22 protein-coding genes and 1 riboswitch are annotated in these 19072 nt (G+C 39.8%); of the genes, 17 read left to right on the plus strand and 5 right to left on the minus strand.

Translation table 11 applies throughout. The features are described 5' to 3' along the window. The first annotated feature begins 9 nt into the window (after nucleotides 1-9). Nucleotides 10-119: riboswitch (SAM riboswitch) on the plus strand. Nucleotides 120-285: 166 nt separating this feature from the next. From QF028_RS32865 to yunB, 13 genes are all read left to right on the plus strand, one after another. Next, the gene (locus QF028_RS32865; protein WP_429472027.1) at nucleotides 286-1311 is read left to right on the plus strand and encodes a methionine ABC transporter ATP-binding protein; all 1026 of its coding nucleotides are present in this window, start codon (nucleotides 286-288) and stop codon (nucleotides 1309-1311) included. Further along, complete coding sequence (locus QF028_RS32870) at nucleotides 1304-1969, plus strand: methionine ABC transporter permease (protein WP_215005393.1); 666 nt, start codon at nucleotides 1304-1306, stop codon at nucleotides 1967-1969. Before QF028_RS32865 ends, QF028_RS32870 begins: the two co-directional genes overlap by 8 nt. A gap of 16 nt (nucleotides 1970-1985) precedes the next feature. After that, nucleotides 1986-2825, plus strand: coding sequence for a MetQ/NlpA family ABC transporter substrate-binding protein (locus tag QF028_RS32875; RefSeq protein WP_429472030.1), 840 nt, complete (start codon nucleotides 1986-1988; stop codon nucleotides 2823-2825). Between the two features lie 395 nt (nucleotides 2826-3220). Beyond that, on the plus strand, nucleotides 3221-4006 hold the full coding sequence (sufC, locus tag QF028_RS32880) for a Fe-S cluster assembly ATPase SufC (protein ID WP_088089497.1): 786 nt from the start codon (nucleotides 3221-3223) through the stop codon (nucleotides 4004-4006). A 21-nt stretch (nucleotides 4007-4027) separates the two neighbouring features. Further along, nucleotides 4028-5338 carry a Fe-S cluster assembly protein SufD gene (sufD, locus tag QF028_RS32885; RefSeq protein WP_168245597.1) on the plus strand — a complete coding sequence of 437 codons (1311 nt, stop codon included), beginning with the start codon at nucleotides 4028-4030 and terminating at the stop codon, nucleotides 5336-5338. Further along, nucleotides 5338-6567, plus strand: coding sequence for a cysteine desulfurase (locus QF028_RS32890; protein WP_215015362.1), 1230 nt, complete (start codon nucleotides 5338-5340; stop codon nucleotides 6565-6567). Before sufD ends, QF028_RS32890 begins: the two co-directional genes overlap by 1 nt. Continuing rightward, nucleotides 6557-7000 carry a Fe-S cluster assembly sulfur transfer protein SufU gene (gene sufU, locus QF028_RS32895; RefSeq protein ID WP_088089494.1) on the plus strand — a complete coding sequence of 148 codons (444 nt, stop codon included), beginning with the start codon at nucleotides 6557-6559 and terminating at the stop codon, nucleotides 6998-7000. The genes QF028_RS32890 and sufU overlap by 11 nt, the downstream gene beginning before the upstream one ends. Nucleotides 7001-7090: 90 nt before the next feature. After that, nucleotides 7091-8488, plus strand: a complete 1398-nt coding sequence (sufB, locus tag QF028_RS32900) for a Fe-S cluster assembly protein SufB (RefSeq protein ID WP_429472034.1) — start codon at nucleotides 7091-7093, stop codon at nucleotides 8486-8488. 243 nt (nucleotides 8489-8731) lie between these two features. Beyond that, nucleotides 8732-9577 carry a DUF72 domain-containing protein gene (locus tag QF028_RS32905; protein ID WP_429472036.1) on the plus strand — a complete coding sequence of 282 codons (846 nt, stop codon included), beginning with the start codon at nucleotides 8732-8734 and terminating at the stop codon, nucleotides 9575-9577. A 39-nt stretch (nucleotides 9578-9616) separates the two neighbouring features. Then, complete coding sequence (locus tag QF028_RS32910; protein ID WP_429472039.1) at nucleotides 9617-10444, plus strand: sulfite exporter TauE/SafE family protein; 828 nt, start codon at nucleotides 9617-9619, stop codon at nucleotides 10442-10444. A gap of 1 nt (nucleotide 10445) precedes the next feature. Next, complete coding sequence (locus QF028_RS32915) at nucleotides 10446-11798, plus strand: bifunctional metallophosphatase/5'-nucleotidase (protein WP_429472042.1); 1353 nt, start codon at nucleotides 10446-10448, stop codon at nucleotides 11796-11798. A 62-nt stretch (nucleotides 11799-11860) separates the two neighbouring features. Beyond that, nucleotides 11861-12163: a YunC family protein gene (locus QF028_RS32920; RefSeq protein ID WP_214715652.1), complete on the plus strand. Its 303-nt coding sequence runs from the start codon at nucleotides 11861-11863 to the stop codon at nucleotides 12161-12163. Nucleotides 12164-12244: 81 nt separating this feature from the next. Further along, entirely contained in the window at nucleotides 12245-13030 is a 786-nt protein-coding gene (gene yunB, locus QF028_RS32925) for a sporulation protein YunB (RefSeq protein ID WP_215005371.1), read from the plus strand. Between the two features lie 27 nt (nucleotides 13031-13057). Here the strand turns inward: yunB and QF028_RS32930 are convergent, their stop codons facing one another. Continuing rightward, on the minus strand, nucleotides 13058-14056 hold the full coding sequence (locus QF028_RS32930; RefSeq protein WP_429472045.1) for a M23 family metallopeptidase: 999 nt from the start codon (nucleotides 14054-14056) through the stop codon (nucleotides 13058-13060). 207 nt (nucleotides 14057-14263) lie between these two features. On the opposite strand from QF028_RS32930, the gene lipA reads away from it, so the two are divergent. Further along, nucleotides 14264-15181, plus strand: coding sequence for a lipoyl synthase (gene lipA, locus QF028_RS32935; RefSeq protein ID WP_215015394.1), 918 nt, complete (start codon nucleotides 14264-14266; stop codon nucleotides 15179-15181). Nucleotides 15182-15285: 104 nt separating this feature from the next. Here lipA and QF028_RS32940 read toward each other — a convergent pair whose 3' ends face one another. Then, entirely contained in the window at nucleotides 15286-15906 is a 621-nt protein-coding gene (locus tag QF028_RS32940) for a YhcN/YlaJ family sporulation lipoprotein (protein WP_410882643.1), read from the minus strand. 115 nt (nucleotides 15907-16021) lie between these two features. Between QF028_RS32940 and QF028_RS32945 the strand changes: the two genes are divergently transcribed. Next, entirely contained in the window at nucleotides 16022-16297 is a 276-nt protein-coding gene (locus QF028_RS32945) for a YutD family protein (protein WP_066258581.1), read from the plus strand. 29 nt (nucleotides 16298-16326) lie between these two features. On the opposite strand, the gene QF028_RS32950 is transcribed toward QF028_RS32945, so the two are convergent. Further along, nucleotides 16327-16617 carry a cytosolic protein gene (locus QF028_RS32950; protein WP_429472048.1) on the minus strand — a complete coding sequence of 97 codons (291 nt, stop codon included), beginning with the start codon at nucleotides 16615-16617 and terminating at the stop codon, nucleotides 16327-16329. A gap of 58 nt (nucleotides 16618-16675) precedes the next feature. Next, complete coding sequence (locus tag QF028_RS32955) at nucleotides 16676-16942, minus strand: DUF3055 domain-containing protein (RefSeq protein WP_088089483.1); 267 nt, start codon at nucleotides 16940-16942, stop codon at nucleotides 16676-16678. Between the two features lie 214 nt (nucleotides 16943-17156). Here QF028_RS32955 and QF028_RS32960 point away from each other — a divergent pair, with 214 nt between their 5' ends. Together QF028_RS32960 and QF028_RS32965 are read left to right on the plus strand one after the other, a co-directional pair. Continuing rightward, on the plus strand, nucleotides 17157-17594 hold the full coding sequence (locus QF028_RS32960; protein WP_429472050.1) for a DUF86 domain-containing protein: 438 nt from the start codon (nucleotides 17157-17159) through the stop codon (nucleotides 17592-17594). 67 nt (nucleotides 17595-17661) lie between these two features. Beyond that, entirely contained in the window at nucleotides 17662-18426 is a 765-nt protein-coding gene (locus tag QF028_RS32965) for a TIGR01457 family HAD-type hydrolase (RefSeq protein WP_215005356.1), read from the plus strand. Between the two features lie 33 nt (nucleotides 18427-18459). On the opposite strand, the gene QF028_RS32970 is transcribed toward QF028_RS32965, so the two are convergent. Further along, nucleotides 18460-18972, minus strand: coding sequence for a phosphatidylglycerophosphatase A family protein (locus QF028_RS32970; protein WP_088089479.1), 513 nt, complete (start codon nucleotides 18970-18972; stop codon nucleotides 18460-18462). Between the last annotated feature and the right edge of the window lie 100 nt (nucleotides 18973-19072).

Here is a 19072-nt window from a genome sequence, read left to right on the forward strand (position 1 = left end):
TACTTGATGCTCTTATCAAGAGAGGTGGAGGGATGTGCCCGATGAAGCCCGGCAACCGTCAATATTTATTATTGAAATGGTGCCAATTCACACAAAGCGATTGCTTTGGGAGATGGGAGAAAGGATTATTTTTAATGATGCCTTTCTGCCTGCGCAGAAAGGCTTTTATTTTGTTAAAACAGAATCTTTTTGTTGAAAAAGTCAAACCCTATATTATATAAGCGGTATATTACAATACAAATCTTTCAGAATGTTAAGTAAATTGGATAAGAAGCAGGTGATTCAATGATATCAATAAAAAATGTCCAGAAGATATTCCCTTCTAAACAAGGTCAGCTAAGAGCCGTCGATGATGTCAACCTGGAAATACAAGAGGGAGAAATATTCGGAGTGATTGGATACAGTGGTGCTGGTAAAAGTACCTTAATCCGAATGTTAAATGGATTAGAGCTGCCAACCGACGGAACTGTAACAGTAGCTGGCCGCGTTATTTCGAAGATTAAAGGCAGTGAGCTTCGAAAAGCACGTCAGGAAATCAGCATGATATTTCAGCATTTTAATTTACTGTGGTCGAGGACGGTTAGTGAAAATATCGCTTTTCCACTCGAAATTGCAGGTGTAAATGGTCCACAAAGAAAAAAAAGAGTGGAAGAGCTTATTAAACTAGTTGGCCTAGAGGGAAGAGAAAATGCTTATCCATCCCAGTTAAGCGGTGGACAAAAGCAACGGGTAGGGATTGCCAGGGCACTCGCTAACAATCCAAAAGTGCTGCTTTGTGATGAAGCAACCTCCGCACTTGACCCGCAAACAACAGATTCTATATTGGATTTGTTAGTGGATATTAATAAACGGCTTGGTTTAACGATTGTTTTGATTACCCATGAAATGCATGTCATCCGTAAAATATGCCACCAGGTGGCAGTAATGGAAAACGGAAGAGTCGTTGAGCTTGGTCCGGTGTTGAATGTGTTTAAAAACCCGCAGCAGCCGATTACAAAGCGATTTGTCCAGCAGGTAACGGAACCGGATGAAACGATAGAAACAATCAAACATCTACTCGAACTTTATCCGCATGGACAAGTGGTTCAGCTCTCATTCATCGGGGCAGCAGCAGAACAACCATTAATCACAAACGTCATCCGAGATTTCGATGTTGTCGTAAATATTCTTCAAGGGAAAATTTCGCACACGCAAAACGGATCATACGGAACATTATTTATTCACTTGGATGGACAGTCAAGCGAAATACAGAAAGCCATCGATTATATTCACTCACAGCAAGTCGGCGTGGAGGTGATCAGTAATGGCTGATTTTATGGAAATGGTAAAGTGGGAAAATTTAATAGAAGCAACACGTGAAACCATTTATATGACTTCCATTTCAGTATTTACGACTTTCATATTAGGATTATTCCTCGGTCTGCTATTATTTTTAACAGATAAAGGAAATATATGGGCTAATCGGACTGTTAATGTCGTTATTGCTGGCTTTGTTAATATTTTCAGATCGATCCCCTTTATTATCTTAATTGTTTTATTAATTCCTTTTACAAAATTATTGCTTGGGACCATGCTCGGTGCAAATGCAGCGATGCCGGCCCTAATTATTGGAGCAGCTCCTTTTTACGCACGAATGGTAGAAATTGCCCTTAGGGAGATTGATAAAGGTGTTATTGAGGCATCACAATCGATGGGGGCAACACAGGGTCATATCATTTTTAAAGTATTAATACCGGAATCCTTGCCGGCATTAATTTCAGGGATTACAGTTACAGCAATTTCGCTCGTCGGCTTTACAGCGATGGCCGGAGTCATTGGAGCTGGGGGACTTGGCCATTTTGCCTACCTTGAAGGTTTTCAGCGTAATCGACCGATTGTCACATTAGTTGCAACGATTGCGATTTTAATTTTAGTATTTATCATCCAATTTGCTGGAGATTATTTTACAAAGAAAACTGATAAACGATAACAGGAGGAGTTAAATTATGAAAAGAGTATTTAGTTTTATTGTCATTGCTCTATTAGCATTTGCCCTAACAGCGTGCGCTGGTGCTAAAAACGATGCGGGGGAAAAAGAAGGAAAAGATGGTAACAAGAAATTAGTCGTTGGTGCATCTGCTGTGCCGCATGCGGAAGTGCTAGAAGCGGCAAAACCCTTATTAAAGAAAAAAGGTATTGACCTAGAAGTGCAAGTTTTTCAAGATTATATCCTGCCAAACGTAGCGTTAAGGGATAAAGAACTCGACGCAAACTATTTTCAAACTCCAGGGTATTTAGATCTTCAAATGAAAGAAAATAAGGATTTTGATTTTGTAAGTGTTGGTGGAATTCATAAGGAACCAATCGGAATTTATTCTAAAAAATATAAAAGCTTAAAAGACCTTCCAAAAGGTGCAAAAATCATTATGAGTGATTCACTAAGTGACCATGGACGTATCTTACCTATTTTTGAAAAAGAAGGTTTAATTAAGCTTAAAGAAGGCGTTGGCGCGAATGCAAGAGTAGAGGATATTGTCGAAAATCCTAAGAACCTTGATTTCTCAACTTTAATTGAAGCAAAATTATTAGCTTCTTCTTTCGATAGCGGTGAAGGTGATGCGGTCGTCATTAATACGAACTACGCATTAGAAGGCGGTATTGACATCGGAAAGTATGGAATTGCATTTGAAGGCGATGACGTTGTTCCGGCAAACCTAATTGTCGTTCGTTCAGAGGACAAAGACCGAAAAGAAATCAAAACGCTTGTAGAAGTGCTTCACTCAAAAGAAATTCAAGATTTCATTCTTGATAAATACAAAGGTGCCGTTGTACCAGTTTCTGAATAAGGTTATAAATAGGAAGAAAGTCAGTGGGGAAACACTGGCTTTTTCTCTGTAGTTGTGTTTAAAGATGGCATACATTTAAACAATGACGATGGGTAAAAATAGAGAGAACATTAGACCTGAATTCACTTGGAAATGCTAAAAAAATGAGGTATGATTTTAATCGAGTGTCATTTCCATTAATAATAATATACTGAATTATTATTCAAAACCACTCCAAATCCCCTTTTCATTCTCATTTGGTACAAGCTTAATGAAAATAGATGGACTGTTTTTACTGTTTAAGAGTTGCTAATACATTTCATTTGTTATAAGATTGGAATGAGAATAAAATGAGAATAGAGTTATAGAATAACTCAATCTACAAGAAACAACACTTTCTTTTCGGAGGTATAGATATGGCTGGATCAACTTTAACGATCAAAGATTTACATGTAGCAATTGATGGGAAAGAAATTTTAAAAGGTGTGAACCTTGAAATAAAGGGTGGAGAAATCCACGCAATCATGGGTCCAAACGGTACGGGTAAATCCACTTTATCTTCTGCAATTATGGGTCATCCAAAATATGAAGTGACAAGCGGAACAATCACTTTAGATGGACAAAATGTCCTGGATATGGAAGTAGATGAGCGTGCACGAGCAGGTCTATTCCTTGCAATGCAATACCCTAGTGAAATTAACGGCGTTACCAATGCCGATTTTTTACGTTCAGCACTTAATAGCCGTCTTGGTGAAGGAAATGAAATTTCATTAATGAAATTCATCCGCAAAATGGATAAGCAAATGGAATACCTTGAAATGGACCTTGATATGGCACAACGCTATTTAAACGAAGGCTTCTCCGGCGGTGAGAAAAAACGTAACGAAATCCTGCAATTAATGATGTTAGAACCGAAAATTGCAATTTTAGATGAAATTGACTCCGGACTAGATATCGATGCTTTGAAGGTAGTTTCAAAAGGGATCAATCAAATGCGCGGCGAAGATTTTGGCTGCTTAGTTATTACACATTATCAACGACTTTTAAACTATATCACTCCAGACCATGTGCATGTGATGATGCAAGGCCGTGTTGTAAAATCCGGTGGAGCAGAACTGGCACAACGCTTAGAAGCTGAAGGATATGACTGGATCAAACAAGAGCTAGGAATTGAAGATGAAACAGTTGGGCAAGAAGCGTAAGAGAGGGTTAGGAGGATTACAATGACAACTGAAACCAAATTACCATTTGACAAGGACAATGTTCGCTCCTTTTCAAAAGAAACGAGCGAGCCTGCTTGGTTTGAAGAACTACGTCTAAAAGCATTAGCTGAGTTCGATCAACTGCCAATGCCAAGACCAGACAAAACAAAGATTGATAAGTGGAACTTCACCCAATTCTCACAACATACTGTAAAAAGTGCTCCTTATACTTCACTTGCTGAATTGCCAGAAGAAGTAAAAGCACTGATTGATGTGGATGCTGAAAATAATAATTTATATATTCAACGAAATCAAACTCCGGCCTTTTTATCTTTATCGGAAGAGCTAAAGAGCCAAGGTGTTATTTTCACAGATATTTTTACAGCAGCTAAAGAACATGGTGACTTATTGAAAAAGTATTATATGACACAAGCCATCAATGCCGATGAGCATCGCTTAACCGCTCTAAATGCTGCACTAGTCAATGGCGGAGTTTTCTTATACATTCCAAAAAATGTAGAAGTCTCTGAACCAATACATGCCATTTATGTGCATGATAATGATCAGGCGAACTTGTTTAATCATGTCATAGTCGTCGCTGAGGACAATAGCAAAGTAACCTATGTTGAAAACTACATTTCAACGATGGAAGTATCAACTACTGTTGCAAATATCTTGACGGAAGTCATTGTAAATACAAACGCGAAAGTTCAATTTGGCGCAGTTGATACGCTTGCAAAAGGAATCACAACCTATGTAAATCGTCGTGGTGTTGTCGGAAGAGATGCACGAATTGAATGGGCATTAGGTTTAATGAATGAAGGAAATACAATTTCAGATAACACAACTAATTTGATCGGTGATGGCTCCTACGGTGATACGAAAACAGTCGTTGTTGGGCGTGGCGAGCAAACGCAAAACTTTACCACAAAGGTTGTACACTTTGGAAGAAATAGTGAAGGTTATATCTTAAAGCATGGTGTCATGAAGGACAGTGCTACCTCCATTTTTAACGGTATCGGAAAAATAGAACATGGTGCTTCTAAATCAAATGCGGAACAAGAATCACGCGTACTTATGCTAAGTGAAAAAGCACGCGGTGATGCTAACCCAATTCTTTTGATTGATGAAGATGATGTAACAGCAGGCCACGCTGCTTCTGTCGGACGTGTTGACCCTGTTCAGCTTTACTACTTGATGAGCCGCGGAATTCGTAAAGAAGAAGCAGAGCGCTTAGTTATTCATGGTTTCCTTGCACCGGTTGTGAATCAGCTCCCAATTGAAGGAGTAAAGAAACAGTTAACTGAGGTAATTGAAAGGAAAGTACGCTAATGAATATCCAGGATATTCGTTCACAATTTCCAATCTTAGAACAAGAGGTCAATGGGAAGCCATTGGTATACTTGGATAGTTCTGCAACATCTCAAAAGCCGCTCCAAGTAATCGAGGCAATCGAAAAATATTATCGTGAAATCAATTCCAATGTCCATCGTGGCGTCCATACACTAGGAACAAGAGCAACAGATGCTTACGAAGGTGCAAGGGAAAAGGTTCGTAAGTTCATCAATGCCAAGTCCATTCAAGAAGTAATTTTTACCCGTGGAACGACAACGTCTTTGAACACGGTAGCTGCAAGCTATGCGGCAGCAAATTTAAAAGCAGGCGATGAAATCGTTATAACCTATATGGAGCACCATAGTAATATCATTCCGTGGCAGCAAGTGGCCAGACGGACTGGAGCACAGTTGAAATATATTCCACTTCAAGCTGATGGAACAATTTCACTCGATGATGCACGTGCGACGATTACAGCAAACACCAAGGTTGTATCTGTCATGCAAGTATCAAACGTACTTGGCGTCATTAATCCGGTCAAAGAAATTGCTCAAATTGCACACGAGAATGGGGCTATCATGGTTGTAGACGGAGCGCAAAGTGCTCCGCATATGAAAATTGATGTTCAAGATTTAGATTGTGATTTTCTAGCTTTTTCAGGACATAAAATGTGCGGTCCGACCGGTATTGGTGTTCTTTATGGAAAAAAACATCTACTCGAAAACATGGAGCCAATCGAATTCGGCGGCGAAATGATTGATTTCGTGCAATTGTACGAATCAACTTGGAAAGAGCTGCCTTGGAAGTTTGAAGGCGGTACTCCAATCATTGCAGGCGCCATTGGTCTTGGGGCTGCTATCGACTTTTTAAATGAAGTAGGCTTAGACCAAATTGCCGAACATGAACATAAACTTGCAGCATATGCTTTGGAAAAAATGTCTGCTGTAGAAGGAATGACTATTTACGGTCCACTTGATGCAGCGAAGCGGGCAGGGCTAATCACTTTTAATTTAAGTGATGTTCATCCTCATGATGTAGCAACGGTACTTGATGCAGAAGGTATTGCTGTTCGTGCCGGACATCATTGCGCTCAGCCGCTAATGAGATGGCTTAAAGCCTCCGCGACTGCACGTGCAAGCTTCTACTTGTATAATACAGAAGATGATATAGATAAACTTGTTGAAGGACTTGTTAAAACAAAGGAGTATTTCAGCGATGTCTTCTAATAATTTAGATACACTGTACCGTCAGGTGATTATGGATCATTATAAAAATCCTCGTAATCGCGGTGTTTTAGAGGATGGCAGCCATACTATTAATATGAATAACCCTACCTGTGGTGACCGTATTCAATTAACACTAAAAGTGGAGAATGGAATTGTGGTCGACGCAAAGCAAGAAGGGGAAGGCTGTTCGATTTCAATGTCATCTGCTTCGATGATGACGCAGGCGATTAAGGGGAAAAAAATCGAAGAAGCTTTAAAATTAGCGAAGATTTTTTCTGATATGATGCAGGGAATTGAATACGACGATGACGATCTTGATTTAGGTGATATTGAAGCACTTCAGGGTGTATGTAAGTTTCCAGCCCGCATCAAATGTGCCACTCTAGCGTGGAAAGCGATGGAAAAAGGTTTGAAAGAAGAGGAACAAGCATAAAATTAAGAAAACGCGGTGGGAGAGGGCAATGTCCAGCTCCAGTGCCTAACTAAGGCGCTTCCGCTTTTCGAAGAATGGAGGAACACGACGATGGCGAAAAAAATGCCGGAAATCGGTGATTATAAATATGGTTTTGCCGATAAAGACGTTTCCATATTCCGATCAAAACGTGGTTTAACATCTGATATTGTAAAAGAAATATCTAAATTGAAGAATGAGCCACAATGGATGTTAGACTTCCGTTTGAAGTCGCTTGAGCATTTTTACAAAATGCCTATGCCACAATGGGGCGGGGATATGGCTTCTTTAAATTTCGATGAAATTACTTATTATGTAAAACCATCCGAAAAATCAGAGAAGTCATGGGATGAAGTACCAGAAGAAATCAAGGCAACTTTTGATAAGCTAGGAATTCCAGAAGCTGAACAAAAGTACCTTGCTGGTGTATCCGCTCAGTACGAATCTGAAGTTGTTTACCACAACATGAAGGTAGAACTTGAAGACTTAGGAATTGTCTTTAAGGATACAGATTCTGCTTTAAGGGAAAATGAAGAAATTTTCCGCGAACACTTTGGAAAAACAATTCCGCCAACCGATAACAAGTTTTCTGCGCTTAACTCTGCTGTATGGTCAGGCGGCTCGTTTATCTATGTGCCACCAGGTGTGAAAGTAGATACACCATTACAGGCTTACTTCCGTATTAACTCTGAAAACATGGGTCAATTTGAACGGACATTAATCGTTGTTGATGAAGGCGCACACGTGCATTATGTTGAGGGTTGTACAGCACCAGTCTATACAACAAACTCCCTGCACAGTGCCGTTGTAGAGATTGTTATTAAAAAAGATGCTTACTGCCGTTATACAACGATCCAAAACTGGGCTAATAACGTCTTTAACCTTGTAACAAAGCGTGCGGTTTGTGATGCTAATGCGACAATGGAATGGATTGATGGTAACATCGGTTCAAAATTAACGATGAAGTATCCTGCCGTCATTTTAAAAGGCGAAGGCGCTCGTGGTATGACGCTTTCGATTGCAATTGCTGGTAAAGGTCAGCACCAGGATGCTGGGGCGAAAATGATTCATTTAGCTCCAAATACATCGTCAACCATCGTTTCTAAATCAATTTCTAAGCATGGCGGTAAAGTAACCTATCGCGGTCAAGTTCACTTCGGACGTAAGGCAGATGGGGCACGTTCTAATATCGAATGTGATACATTAATTATGGATAACAAGTCGACATCAGATACAATCCCATACAATGAAATCTTAAACGATAACATCTCGCTCGAGCATGAAGCGAAGGTTTCTAAAGTTTCTGAAGAGCAGCTCTTCTACTTGATGAGCCGTGGTATTTCTCAACAGGAAGCAACAGAAATGATCGTTATGGGCTTTATTGAGCCATTTACGAAAGAATTACCAATGGAATACGCCGTTGAAATGAACCGTCTCATTAAATTCGAGATGGAAGGATCGATCGGTTAATATTTTTTATAAAATTTACCCGCTTTGCCGCAATGGCAGGCGGGTTTTTGCGTTGAAAATCAGTTTACTGTCGGATAGCACCAGTATACTGGCGGATAAGGTGAGATTACTGGCGAATAGCCTCACTTTACTGGCGACTGCCCCCATTTGCTATGAAATTGTTGTTTGCACCTAAATATCTTCCACCCTTTTTCTCAAATCGAAAAATGGATATGCTATTATTAATAGTTGGAGGTGAATTTTTTGATCTACATCGGTGTAACCGGCTGGGGCGACCATGATAGCTTATATCCAGGCCAAATTTCGTCAAGGGACAAACTAAAGGCATATGCAGGCCACTTTCCAATCGTAGAGGTAGATTCAGCCTTTTATGCGATTCAGCCAAAAAGAAATGCTGAGAAGTGGGTCAATGAAACACCTGCCAGCTTCCAGTTTATTGTAAAATCCTACCAGGGAATGACCGGACATATGCGAGGGGAAATTCCGTTTGAAAATAAAAAGGCGATGTTCAGAGCCTTCAAAGAGTCGCTCGAACCATACATAGAAACGAATAAACTAGCGATGACCCTTTTTCAATTTCCACCATGGTTTACATGTACTCGCGAAAATGTCGAATACTTAAGATGGTGCAAGCATGACATGGGTGACCTTCCTTGTGCGTTAGAATTTAGACATCAGTCGTGGTTCGCTCCCCAGTATCGTCAAAAAACACTTGATTTTATGAAAAAAGAAAAATGGATTCATAGTATTTGTGATGAACCACAATCCGGAGAAGGTTCTATCCCAATGGTAGTACAGGCGACCACTTCAAAGAAGGTCCTTGTCCGTTTTCATGGCCGTAATGTCCATGGCTGGCAAAAACGAATCGGAGAGGATTGGCGTGAGGTCCGTTATCTTTACCGCTATAACCAAAAAGAGCTAGAAGAATGGGCAGATTCCATTCAAAAATTAACCCAGGAATCAAGAGATGTTTATCTCCTTTTTAACAACAACTCTGGCGGAGATGCGGCAGACAATGCCAAGGAAATGGTCAACCTTTTACAAATTGAATATCAGGGACTTGCTCCACGCCAGCTAGATTTATTATAAAAGGGATACAAAACAGCGAGAGGTTAGGAGAAAGAAAACATGGAATGGATTATTCTAGTAGTGATTGGACTTATTGCGAGTTCGTTAGGCTCGCTGATAGGATTAGGCGGAGGAATTATTATTGTTCCCTCGTTGCTTTATTTATCAACCCTATCAGCCTTTGGACATATAACACCTCAGGTTGCGGTAGGAACATCACTGTTTACGATGATTTTTACAGGTCTATCATCTACATTAGCTTATATGAAACACAAAACAGTTGATTATAAAAGCGGCCTGATTTTTCTAATCGGAAGTGGTCCAGGGAGTATTCTGGGCGCATGGGTAACTGAAGGCTTACATATGAAGACGTTCAATATCTTTTTTGGTCTATTTATTATTTTTATTTCGATTATTTTATTACTGAAGGACAAATTAAAGCCCATTCCTTATCAGAAGGATCGGGGGATTATCCGCACTTTTACAGATAATGCGAGTAAAACCTTTGAATATGGATATAACCCAATAGTGGGAGTCCTGATTGCTTTTATAGTGGGCTTTTTATCGGGAGTCTTTGGTGTGGGCGGCGGGTCCTTAATGGTTCCGACCATGATTTTGGTGTTTTTCTTTCCACCACATGTGGCAACCGCCACGTCGATGTTTATGATTTTACCAACATCCTTGCTGAGCTCGATTACACATATTACTTTAGGAAATGTGAACTGGCTTTATGCTCTAGCATTGGTTCCTGGGGCTTGGATTGGAGCTAAGGTGGGTGTCTTTTTAAACACAAAGCTTAAGAGTAAAACAATTGTGTTAATTTTACGAACCATTCTTGTCATTGTTGGAATCAGGTTAATTTATCAAGGAATTTTTGGGCAGGTCTAGGATGGAAACCATACATATTTATCATACAAACGATGTCCACAGTCACTTAGAAAATTGGCCCCGAATTAAGCAGTTCCTAGCAAAAAAACATGAGAGGCATCACCAAAAAGAAGAGGATGTCTTTCTATTTGATATCGGCGACTTTATTGATCGCTGGCATCCTTTCACTGAAGCTTCAAGAGGAAAAGGGAATATTGATCTCTTAAATGAGAGCCAGTATACAGCGGTTACGATCGGAAACAATGAAGGGGTTAACCTTCCCTATGAAGACTTAAATGAACTATATGAAAATGCTCAGTTTGACGTTCTGTTAGCTAATCTTTATCAGCAAGATGGATGCTATCCTAGCTGGGTAAAGGCATATAAGATTTATCATTCGAAAAAGGGCACAAGGGTGGGTGTCATCGGTTTAACGGCACCGTTTGCCCATCTTTATGGTTTACTGGGCTGGAAGGTGACAGAGCCGATTGAAGAGCTGAAAAAATGGATTGAAAAAGTAAAAGCAGAATCTGACATCATCATTTTACTCTCCCATCTAGGTCTTCAGGAAGACGAAAGAATTGCTGTAGATTTTCCCGAAATTGATGTCATATTAGGATCACATACCCATCACTTCCTTGAAAAAGGAAAGCTAGTGGGGGAAACACTCCTTGGGGCGGCAGGAAAGTATGGATATTTTGTTGGCCACATTACCCTTAAAGTGGATGAACAAAAAGAGATTACCGCTAAGAAGGCTATTTTATATGACAGTAAAGATCTGCCGAGAGCTAAAAATGAGCAGGAGCAAATCGATGCTTATTTTACAAGAGGAAAAGCCGATTTAAATCAAAAAGTAACCACCTTAGCTAAGCCTGTAATTAATGATCTTTTTCATGAAACGGAGTTTTCATTTATGCTTTGCAAGGCATTAAGAGAATGGTGTAACGCTGATTGTGCCATGATTAACGCAGGGCTATTGTTAGGGCCTTTATCGGGTGATGTTACGGTTTACGATTTGCTGAAGATCTGTCCTCATCCTATAAATCCGTGTGTGGTTGAACTAACAGGAAAAGAATTAGAAGAGGTTTATTGGCAGACAAAAGATGAGGGCTTAATCCATAAGCATATCCAAGGACTTGGATTCAGAGGAACACTTTTAGGGATATTTGTCTTTGACCGAATTAGTTTTCATGGTGACGTCATGTTTATTCATGGGACGGAAGTCGATTATGAAAGAAATTATTCGTTAGCCCTACCTGATATGTTTACGTTTGGCCACTTTTTCAAAGACATCCTTCCGCAAAAAGAAAAGAAGTATTTCTTGCCAGAATTCCTAAGGGATTTATTAAAATGGAGGTTACAAATACAGTCATAGAATGGGTACACGCTTTTCATAACCTGTCATAAAGTGATAGAGAGGAAAGGAGTGTGGACCATTTGATTGAGCTTTCACCAATTGAAATAAACGGCCATACCTTTTTGGCAGTTACCGTTTTACTTCCAAAAACAACCTTGCTTGCCGTATCGAACGATAAGGGATATATCATGTGCGGTGCCTTGGATGTGGGTTTATTAAATGATAAATTAAAGGACCGTAAGATTATTGCCGGACGTGCTGTTGGAGTAAGAACCATTGAACAGCTCCTAAATGCGCCGTTAGAGTCGGTAACATGGGAGGCAGAGGCGTTAGGGATTCACCAAGGAATGATTGGTAAAGACGCCTTGTTAAAAATGATTTAAAAAGCTTGCTCCATGCGGGCTTTTTTTTATGGATTAGTTCCCCATTATAAAGCATACATATAGCTTGAAGGGGTGATTTTTTTGGCGAAGTTTCGCAGGCGGCTTCCGAGGAAGGGACCGTTGCCTTTCCGTTATGTCATGCTATTGACGTTTGTCTTTTTTCTATTTTCAACTGCCACCGGCTTATGGCTTGTGAATAAGGGGATTGAGCCGACATTAATGAGAATTGCTACTTCCGAAACCCGTAATATTGCTTCCCTTGTTATTAATAAGGCGATTACAAAACGGACAACAGACACAGGTGAAGACAATGACGTCATTGTGATCTTACCAAGTGAAAATGGCAAGGCCTCCAACGTTAAACTCAATACAGTTTATATAAACCGGGTCTTAGCGGAAACAACCGCTCAAATTCAAAAAAACCTAAAAGCAGCTAAAAAAGGTGATCTTGCCTCGTTAGAGCAGTTAACTGATGTAGAAATCGAAACGCAAAATTCGGAAAAGGAAGACGGAATTATTTGGTATGTCCCTCTAGGGCAAGCAACAAATATCTCCTTATTAGGAAATTTTGGTCCGAAGATCCCGGTAAAGTTCCATGCCATTGGTGAAGTCGAACCGGATGTTAAAATCGAGACGAAAGATATGGGCATCAATAATACTTGGGTCGATGTTTCTATTCATATTGAAGTGTCTGTCCAGATTATTACCCCGTTTGCTACTAAAATAACAAAGCTTACCCAAAGTATTCCGGTTGACGGATCACTCATACAAGGAGATGTCCCGCAATTCTACAATAGTGGCGGCGGAGTAACTCCATCAATACAGCTTCCAGATAAACAGTCGGACTCGAAAAAATCGGGAAACTAAAAATAGGACTATCCACCATGGACAGTCCTATTTTTTCCTGGCATTCATCCGCTCCATTCGTTTCCATTTAGCTAAATGAGGGTAGGGATCAAAAGACCATTCGGTCACACCGTTGTCTTTGTACATCCCATAATGTAAATGGGGAGGGAATTTTCCTGAGGTTCCTGGAGGGCCGTACCCTGAGCTCCCTACACCGCCAATAATCATACCAGGCTCAACAATTTGGCCGACCTTTATGTCCTTAGCAAAACCGCTGAGATGGGCAAAGTAATGATAGGTATTATTGATATCACGAATGCCGATACGCCATCCTCCAAACTTATTCCAGCCTTTCATTTCAATAATGCCATAGTTTGTTGCTCGAACCGGAACACCGTAGCCAGCAAAAATATCGGTACCTTCATGAATCCTGCGCCCACCCCAGCCGCGGGCAGACCCCCAGGTACTCCGGTAACTGTGATTGCTTCGGATCGGTACTGGGAATACTTGTGTATCTAAATCAATCCGGCCAAAATGTCGATATATTTTTGCTTTTCCAGCAATGATGCTAACGGTCTTATCGCGATGATAGTAATTCCATAAGCCGATTTTTATATTATCATGATCAATTCCGTATGAAAGTAGATAATTGGCAAACGTATAAAGGACGTCCTCATCATTTTTAAGACTCGCTTTCCTGTCCCCATCCCCATCCACACCCTTTCCATCAAAAAACTGGATGATTGCTGGGTTTTCTTCCATAGGATTTGGATTGGTTAAACCAGCCCATTCTTCTGGACGAAAATAGATGCCGATTACGCTATCTGGTTTAGGTAAGTCTCTGCGGACCTGGCGGATGCTTCTTTCGTATTGATCAATAGCCGCTAAGTAATACCAAGGAATTTGGGTAACCGTTTCAACCTTCTTATAAAGCTTCATTCTTTCTTGATATGGATCAGTATCGTTTGTTTTTGCTTGAGCCTCCCTGACCGTGAATGAAGTGGTAAAGAATAAAAGAAAGGTTCCGATGATTAGAACAGTCCGCACAAGAATCCTCCTTCCGAGTAATGTACAAGGTTAGTTTATGTTTTCTAAACCATTTCATTATGGTTAATAAATGGTAAACGAGATTTTAGCTGAATCAAGATGGTTTGTATTAGATAATATAAACCGATTTGCTTGTCGATATTATTTCAGTATGTTAAAGTGACAACATATAGAAACATATATATCGTTTCAAGGGGTGTGCTGAACGTGAGTAAGAAAGAAGAAATTCTTAGAAAACCGGAATGGTTAAAAATAAAACTAAATACTAACGAGTCCTATACGGGCTTGAAAAAAATGATGCGTGAAAAGAATCTGCACACGGTTTGTGAAGAAGCACGCTGCCCTAATATTCATGAATGCTGGGCAGAAAGACGTACGGCTACCTTCATGATTCTTGGGGATACTTGTACTCGTGCCTGCCGCTTTTGTGCGGTTAAAACGGGTTTACCTACAGAGCTTGATTGGCAAGAACCAGAACGAGTGGCAGACTCTGTTCAATTGATGAACTTAAAACATGTGGTTGTAACAGCGGTAGCCCGTGATGATCTCAGGGATGGCGGGGCAGCCATTTTTGCGGAAACAGTTCGAGCGATTCGCCGGAAAAATCCATTTACAAGTATTGAAGTTCTGCCTTCCGATATGGGAGGAAAAGAAGAAAATTTACGTGTATTAATGGATGCTAAACCTGATATCTTAAACCATAACATTGAGACGGTTAGACGGATGACACCTAGAGTTAGAGCCCGAGCTAAATATGACCGTTCCCTTGAGTTTCTTCGTCGGGCAAAGGAAATGCAGCCTAATATTCCAACAAAATCCAGCTTAATGGTTGGCTTAGGGGAAACGAAGGAAGAAATAATCGAGGTTATGGATGATTTAAGAGCAAATCATATCGATATTATGACGATTGGCCAATATTTACAGCCGACAAAAGGTCATTTGAAGGTGGAGAAATATTATAGCCCTGATGAATTTAAAGAATTACAACAAATTGCAATTAGTAAAGGCTTTAGCCATTGTGAAGCAGGCCCGCTTGTCCGCTCATCCTATCATGCAGATGAGCAAGTTAATGCTGCAGCAAAACACAAGCAAATCCTTGGTGAACAAGAAGCACAACAAGCTTAAAACCAAAGAGTTCAGTCAAAGTGACTGAACTCTTTAATTTATTTGGGAATGACTGTCTAGCTCGTCTTATGCCTGTCGCCCCTGTGTAAGGCGCTTCCGCTTTTCTATTTATCGTCAGGCGTTAGTCCATTTTCGTCCTCACTTGCGTTCATTCGCTGTCCTTGTGGGGATTTTTTCATTTGCTTAATTAGCCCATTAACCAAATTCCGGGCGTTCCTGCTTGTGGAGTCAAGATTCGCGAGATTTTCAACATCCCTCATTAACACTTTATTGTCAGTAACGAAGACATGGTAATATCTTGGAACGACAGACATCGCCGTTTTCTTGACTTGGTCTGCCGTCAAATTGCGATCTTTTGAATCTGTATCATACGCAATTAATACTTCTTGGTCTGTCACTAGTGTAGCCACATCATTTACATTGGGAATTTCTGTACTGTATTTACTGATAATATTCGCCACCTGTTCACGATTTAAGGCTGTAAAGTGGTCATTAGCCGTATTATCATTCATCAACGGACTCTTTTGATGACGGACAAATCCATAATTGTTGCTCACGTTACGAACACCACGGCTTGCCCCTTCATTGTAAAGGTCATGCCTTTTATTATTTACATTTATGGTATTACCACTTTCTTCATACACATCACGGTTTCCCATATCCTTTGTGCACCCTGTTAAAGCTGTCATTGTACATAATCCCAAGATTATGACTAATTTTTTCAATTTCAACACCTCCTTTTATTAGAATAGCCATTTAGAGGATTTTTTTTCTTAGTAATTGATGGGGAATCGGTTATAATGGTTAATAGGAATTAGCTGGCAAAAGAGGTGAAATATCATGATTATAATGAACAATACTGTTTATGAAATGGTCCAAGAACATAGAAACGGCTTTAATGAGGAAGCCCTTAAAGCAAGGTTTAGTGATATTTTAACAAGGTATGATTATGTTGTTGGCGATTGGGGTTATGGTCAACTTCGGTTAAAGGGCTTTTTCGACGACCAAAACCAAAAAGCCACGTTTGATACAAAAATAAGTACACTAAGTGAATACCTGTATGAATACTGCAATTTTGGCTGTGCATATTTTGTCTTGAAAAAAGTAAAGAAATAAAAGAAGGGTCAGTTAAACTGGCCCTTCTTTTACGTTGTCTCCATATAGGGTGGCTGTTCATCTTTTTCAGAGTCATCATGTGTTGGATGTGCCCCGTCCATCTGCCGTGGAAGATCTTGATGCAGTGTTTTATTTTCGTAATTAAAGGCGCTGTATGGCCTTTGTCCATCTGTCCAAGGTGTGCTTTTGTTTTGAACCGGTTCGTTTTCACGGATTGGAGAACCATAAGGACCTTCCGGATATTCTTCCGCCGTAAGAAAGTTCCTTTGTTTTTCAACGTTGGATAATTCCGTATATTTTTCTTCTTCGTTTTTTGTCATGATTAATCCCCCTTTTACTACTATTATTTTCAAAGGGAGTGTAATTCATGACATCACATTAAATTAATTCCATTAAAAAGGACCTTAATTCCTCTGCATCTTCATCATTCAACTGAAAAGCGTACTCTAAATAGCCTTCCTCTTGCAAATCGTCTAAACCAATGATTGCAAATCGGCTTCCTTGCATATCAAGAACCAAATGTTTTCCGAAATGGCGGTCACTTTGAACAATCGCTAAATCAAAGCGTTGATTTTCACCAACAAAGCTGACAAATCTTGTTTTTGTATCTTCTGTATCATCGTATAAGAAAAAGCGTTCTTTCATCTAACCGTCTCCTTAATAAAAAATACGTATTTTCTACATCTTCTATATAGTAACAAATAAAGTGAATGTAGGGGAGTAAAGATTTTTCCTGAAATTTCACAAGCTTTTAGGAATCGAAAAACACGAACGATGTCAAATTATGTTACAATTAATCTGAATTCTCCTGCAGCGCTTGTAAAAATGTAGCATTTAGAAAAATGGAGGTAGTGATACGATGTATTTTGTTGACAGAGAAAAAATTGAAGAAATCTTAAAATATTTAGAAACGCAAATACAATTATTCTTAAGTCAAAAGGAGTGGTCCACACCGCTTGAAAAGGCAGCACTAGAGCGTTTAAACCAGATGATGATTGAATCGGTTTTGGATGTCGGAAATTCGATGATTGATGGGTTTATTATGCGGGACCCAGGCAGTTACGATGACATCATTGATATTTTAATGGATGAAAAGGTGATTTCAGCTGAAACGGGGAAAGGTTTAAAAATCCTGATTCAGTATCGAAAAAGACTTGTTCAATCTTATACGGATGTTGATCACCGGGAACTGCAAGAGGTCTTTTCAAAACACTTACATGAACTGGTTAATTTTGCAGCCAATGTCCGTGATTATCTTGCCAATGAATTAGGTCCGGTTTCGGCGTTTAAGAACTAATGATCAGACCGTTTTGCGCGGTCTTTTTGTTTTATATGGTCATAATAGATTTTAGGAGTGATAAATCATGAAGAAATATCAAGGCTATTTAATTGATTTAGATGGAACAATGTATAAAGGGACAGAGCGAATTGAAGCAGCTTCCGATTTTGTAAAAAAACTTCGCGATCAACAAATACCGTATTTATTTGTGACGAACAACTCATCAAGAACACCGGCACAGGTGGCTGAGAAGTTGACCCAGTTTGATATTCCCGCGGAAGAGAAGCAGGTCTTTACAACCAGCCAAGCGACAGCTAATTATATCTATGAACGAAAAAATGATGCCACCGTTTATGTGATTGGGGAAGAAGGCATTCAGACAGCCATAGAAGAGAAGGGATTAAACTTTGGCGGAGAAGATGCCGATTTTGTGGTAGTGGGAATTGATCGGGAGATTAGTTATGAAAAATTGGCGGTGGCTTGTTTGGCCGTTCGAAATGGAGCAACATTCATTTCGACAAATGGCGATATTGCCATACCTACAGAAAGAGGCTTGCTTCCAGGGAATGGTTCACTTACATCAGTTATTACGGTTTCTACACAAACACAGCCAATTTTTATCGGCAAACCTGAAGCAATCATAATGGACCAGGCCTTAAAGGTACTAGGAACACCAAAAGAAAAGACGTTGATGGTTGGAGATTACTATGATACGGATATCTTAGCAGGTATGAATGCAGGCATGGATACCTTATTAGTTCATACGGGTGTAACGACAAAAGAACTGCTTTCCGGCTATAGCCGAAAGCCAACCTATACCGTTGATTCCTTAGATCAATGGGAGATGTAAAAAAGGATGGGGGAACCCCATCCTTTTTCTAACCTATTTTTTCTCTTTTTCCTCGCGGGCCGCCCGGTGTGCGAGTCTGCTCGATGCGGCCGCTGCAATCGCACCAACAATATCATCTAAAAAGGTATGGCACTCTCCCGTTGATTTATCATTTAAATGGGCTAAAATCCCTGGCTTTAACTTATCGATGTAACCGTAATTTGTAAAACCAATCGAACCGTATACATTTACAATGGAAAAGGCTAGAATTTCATCCACACCATAGAGGCTTTCATCTGTTCCAATGATGGATTGAAGAGGCTCTTCAAGCATTCCTTTTTCAGCAAGTATATCCAGCTGTATTCCTGTTAAAATTGCGTTCTGTACCTCACGTTTTGAAAGAACGCGTTCCACGTTCGCTAAACAATCTTCCATTTTTAAATTTTCGTGATACTTTTCCTGTAAAAAGAAAACTAAATCAGCGATGTCCTGTACTTCAACGCCTCTTTCTTTCAGCCATCTGCGTGCAGTTACTTCGGTTAGATTTACGTTTTTGTCGTCTGCCATTCCTCTGATCACCTTTTCTATGGATTTTCACTGAATATATACTTTATTATTCTAACTTATGCAAATTCACCTTAAAAAAGAGCATGGATAAAGCCTTATA

It is taken from the genome of Neobacillus sp. B4I6 (assembly GCF_050434045.1).
GTDB lineage: Bacteria > Bacillota > Bacilli > Bacillales > Cytobacillaceae > Neobacillus.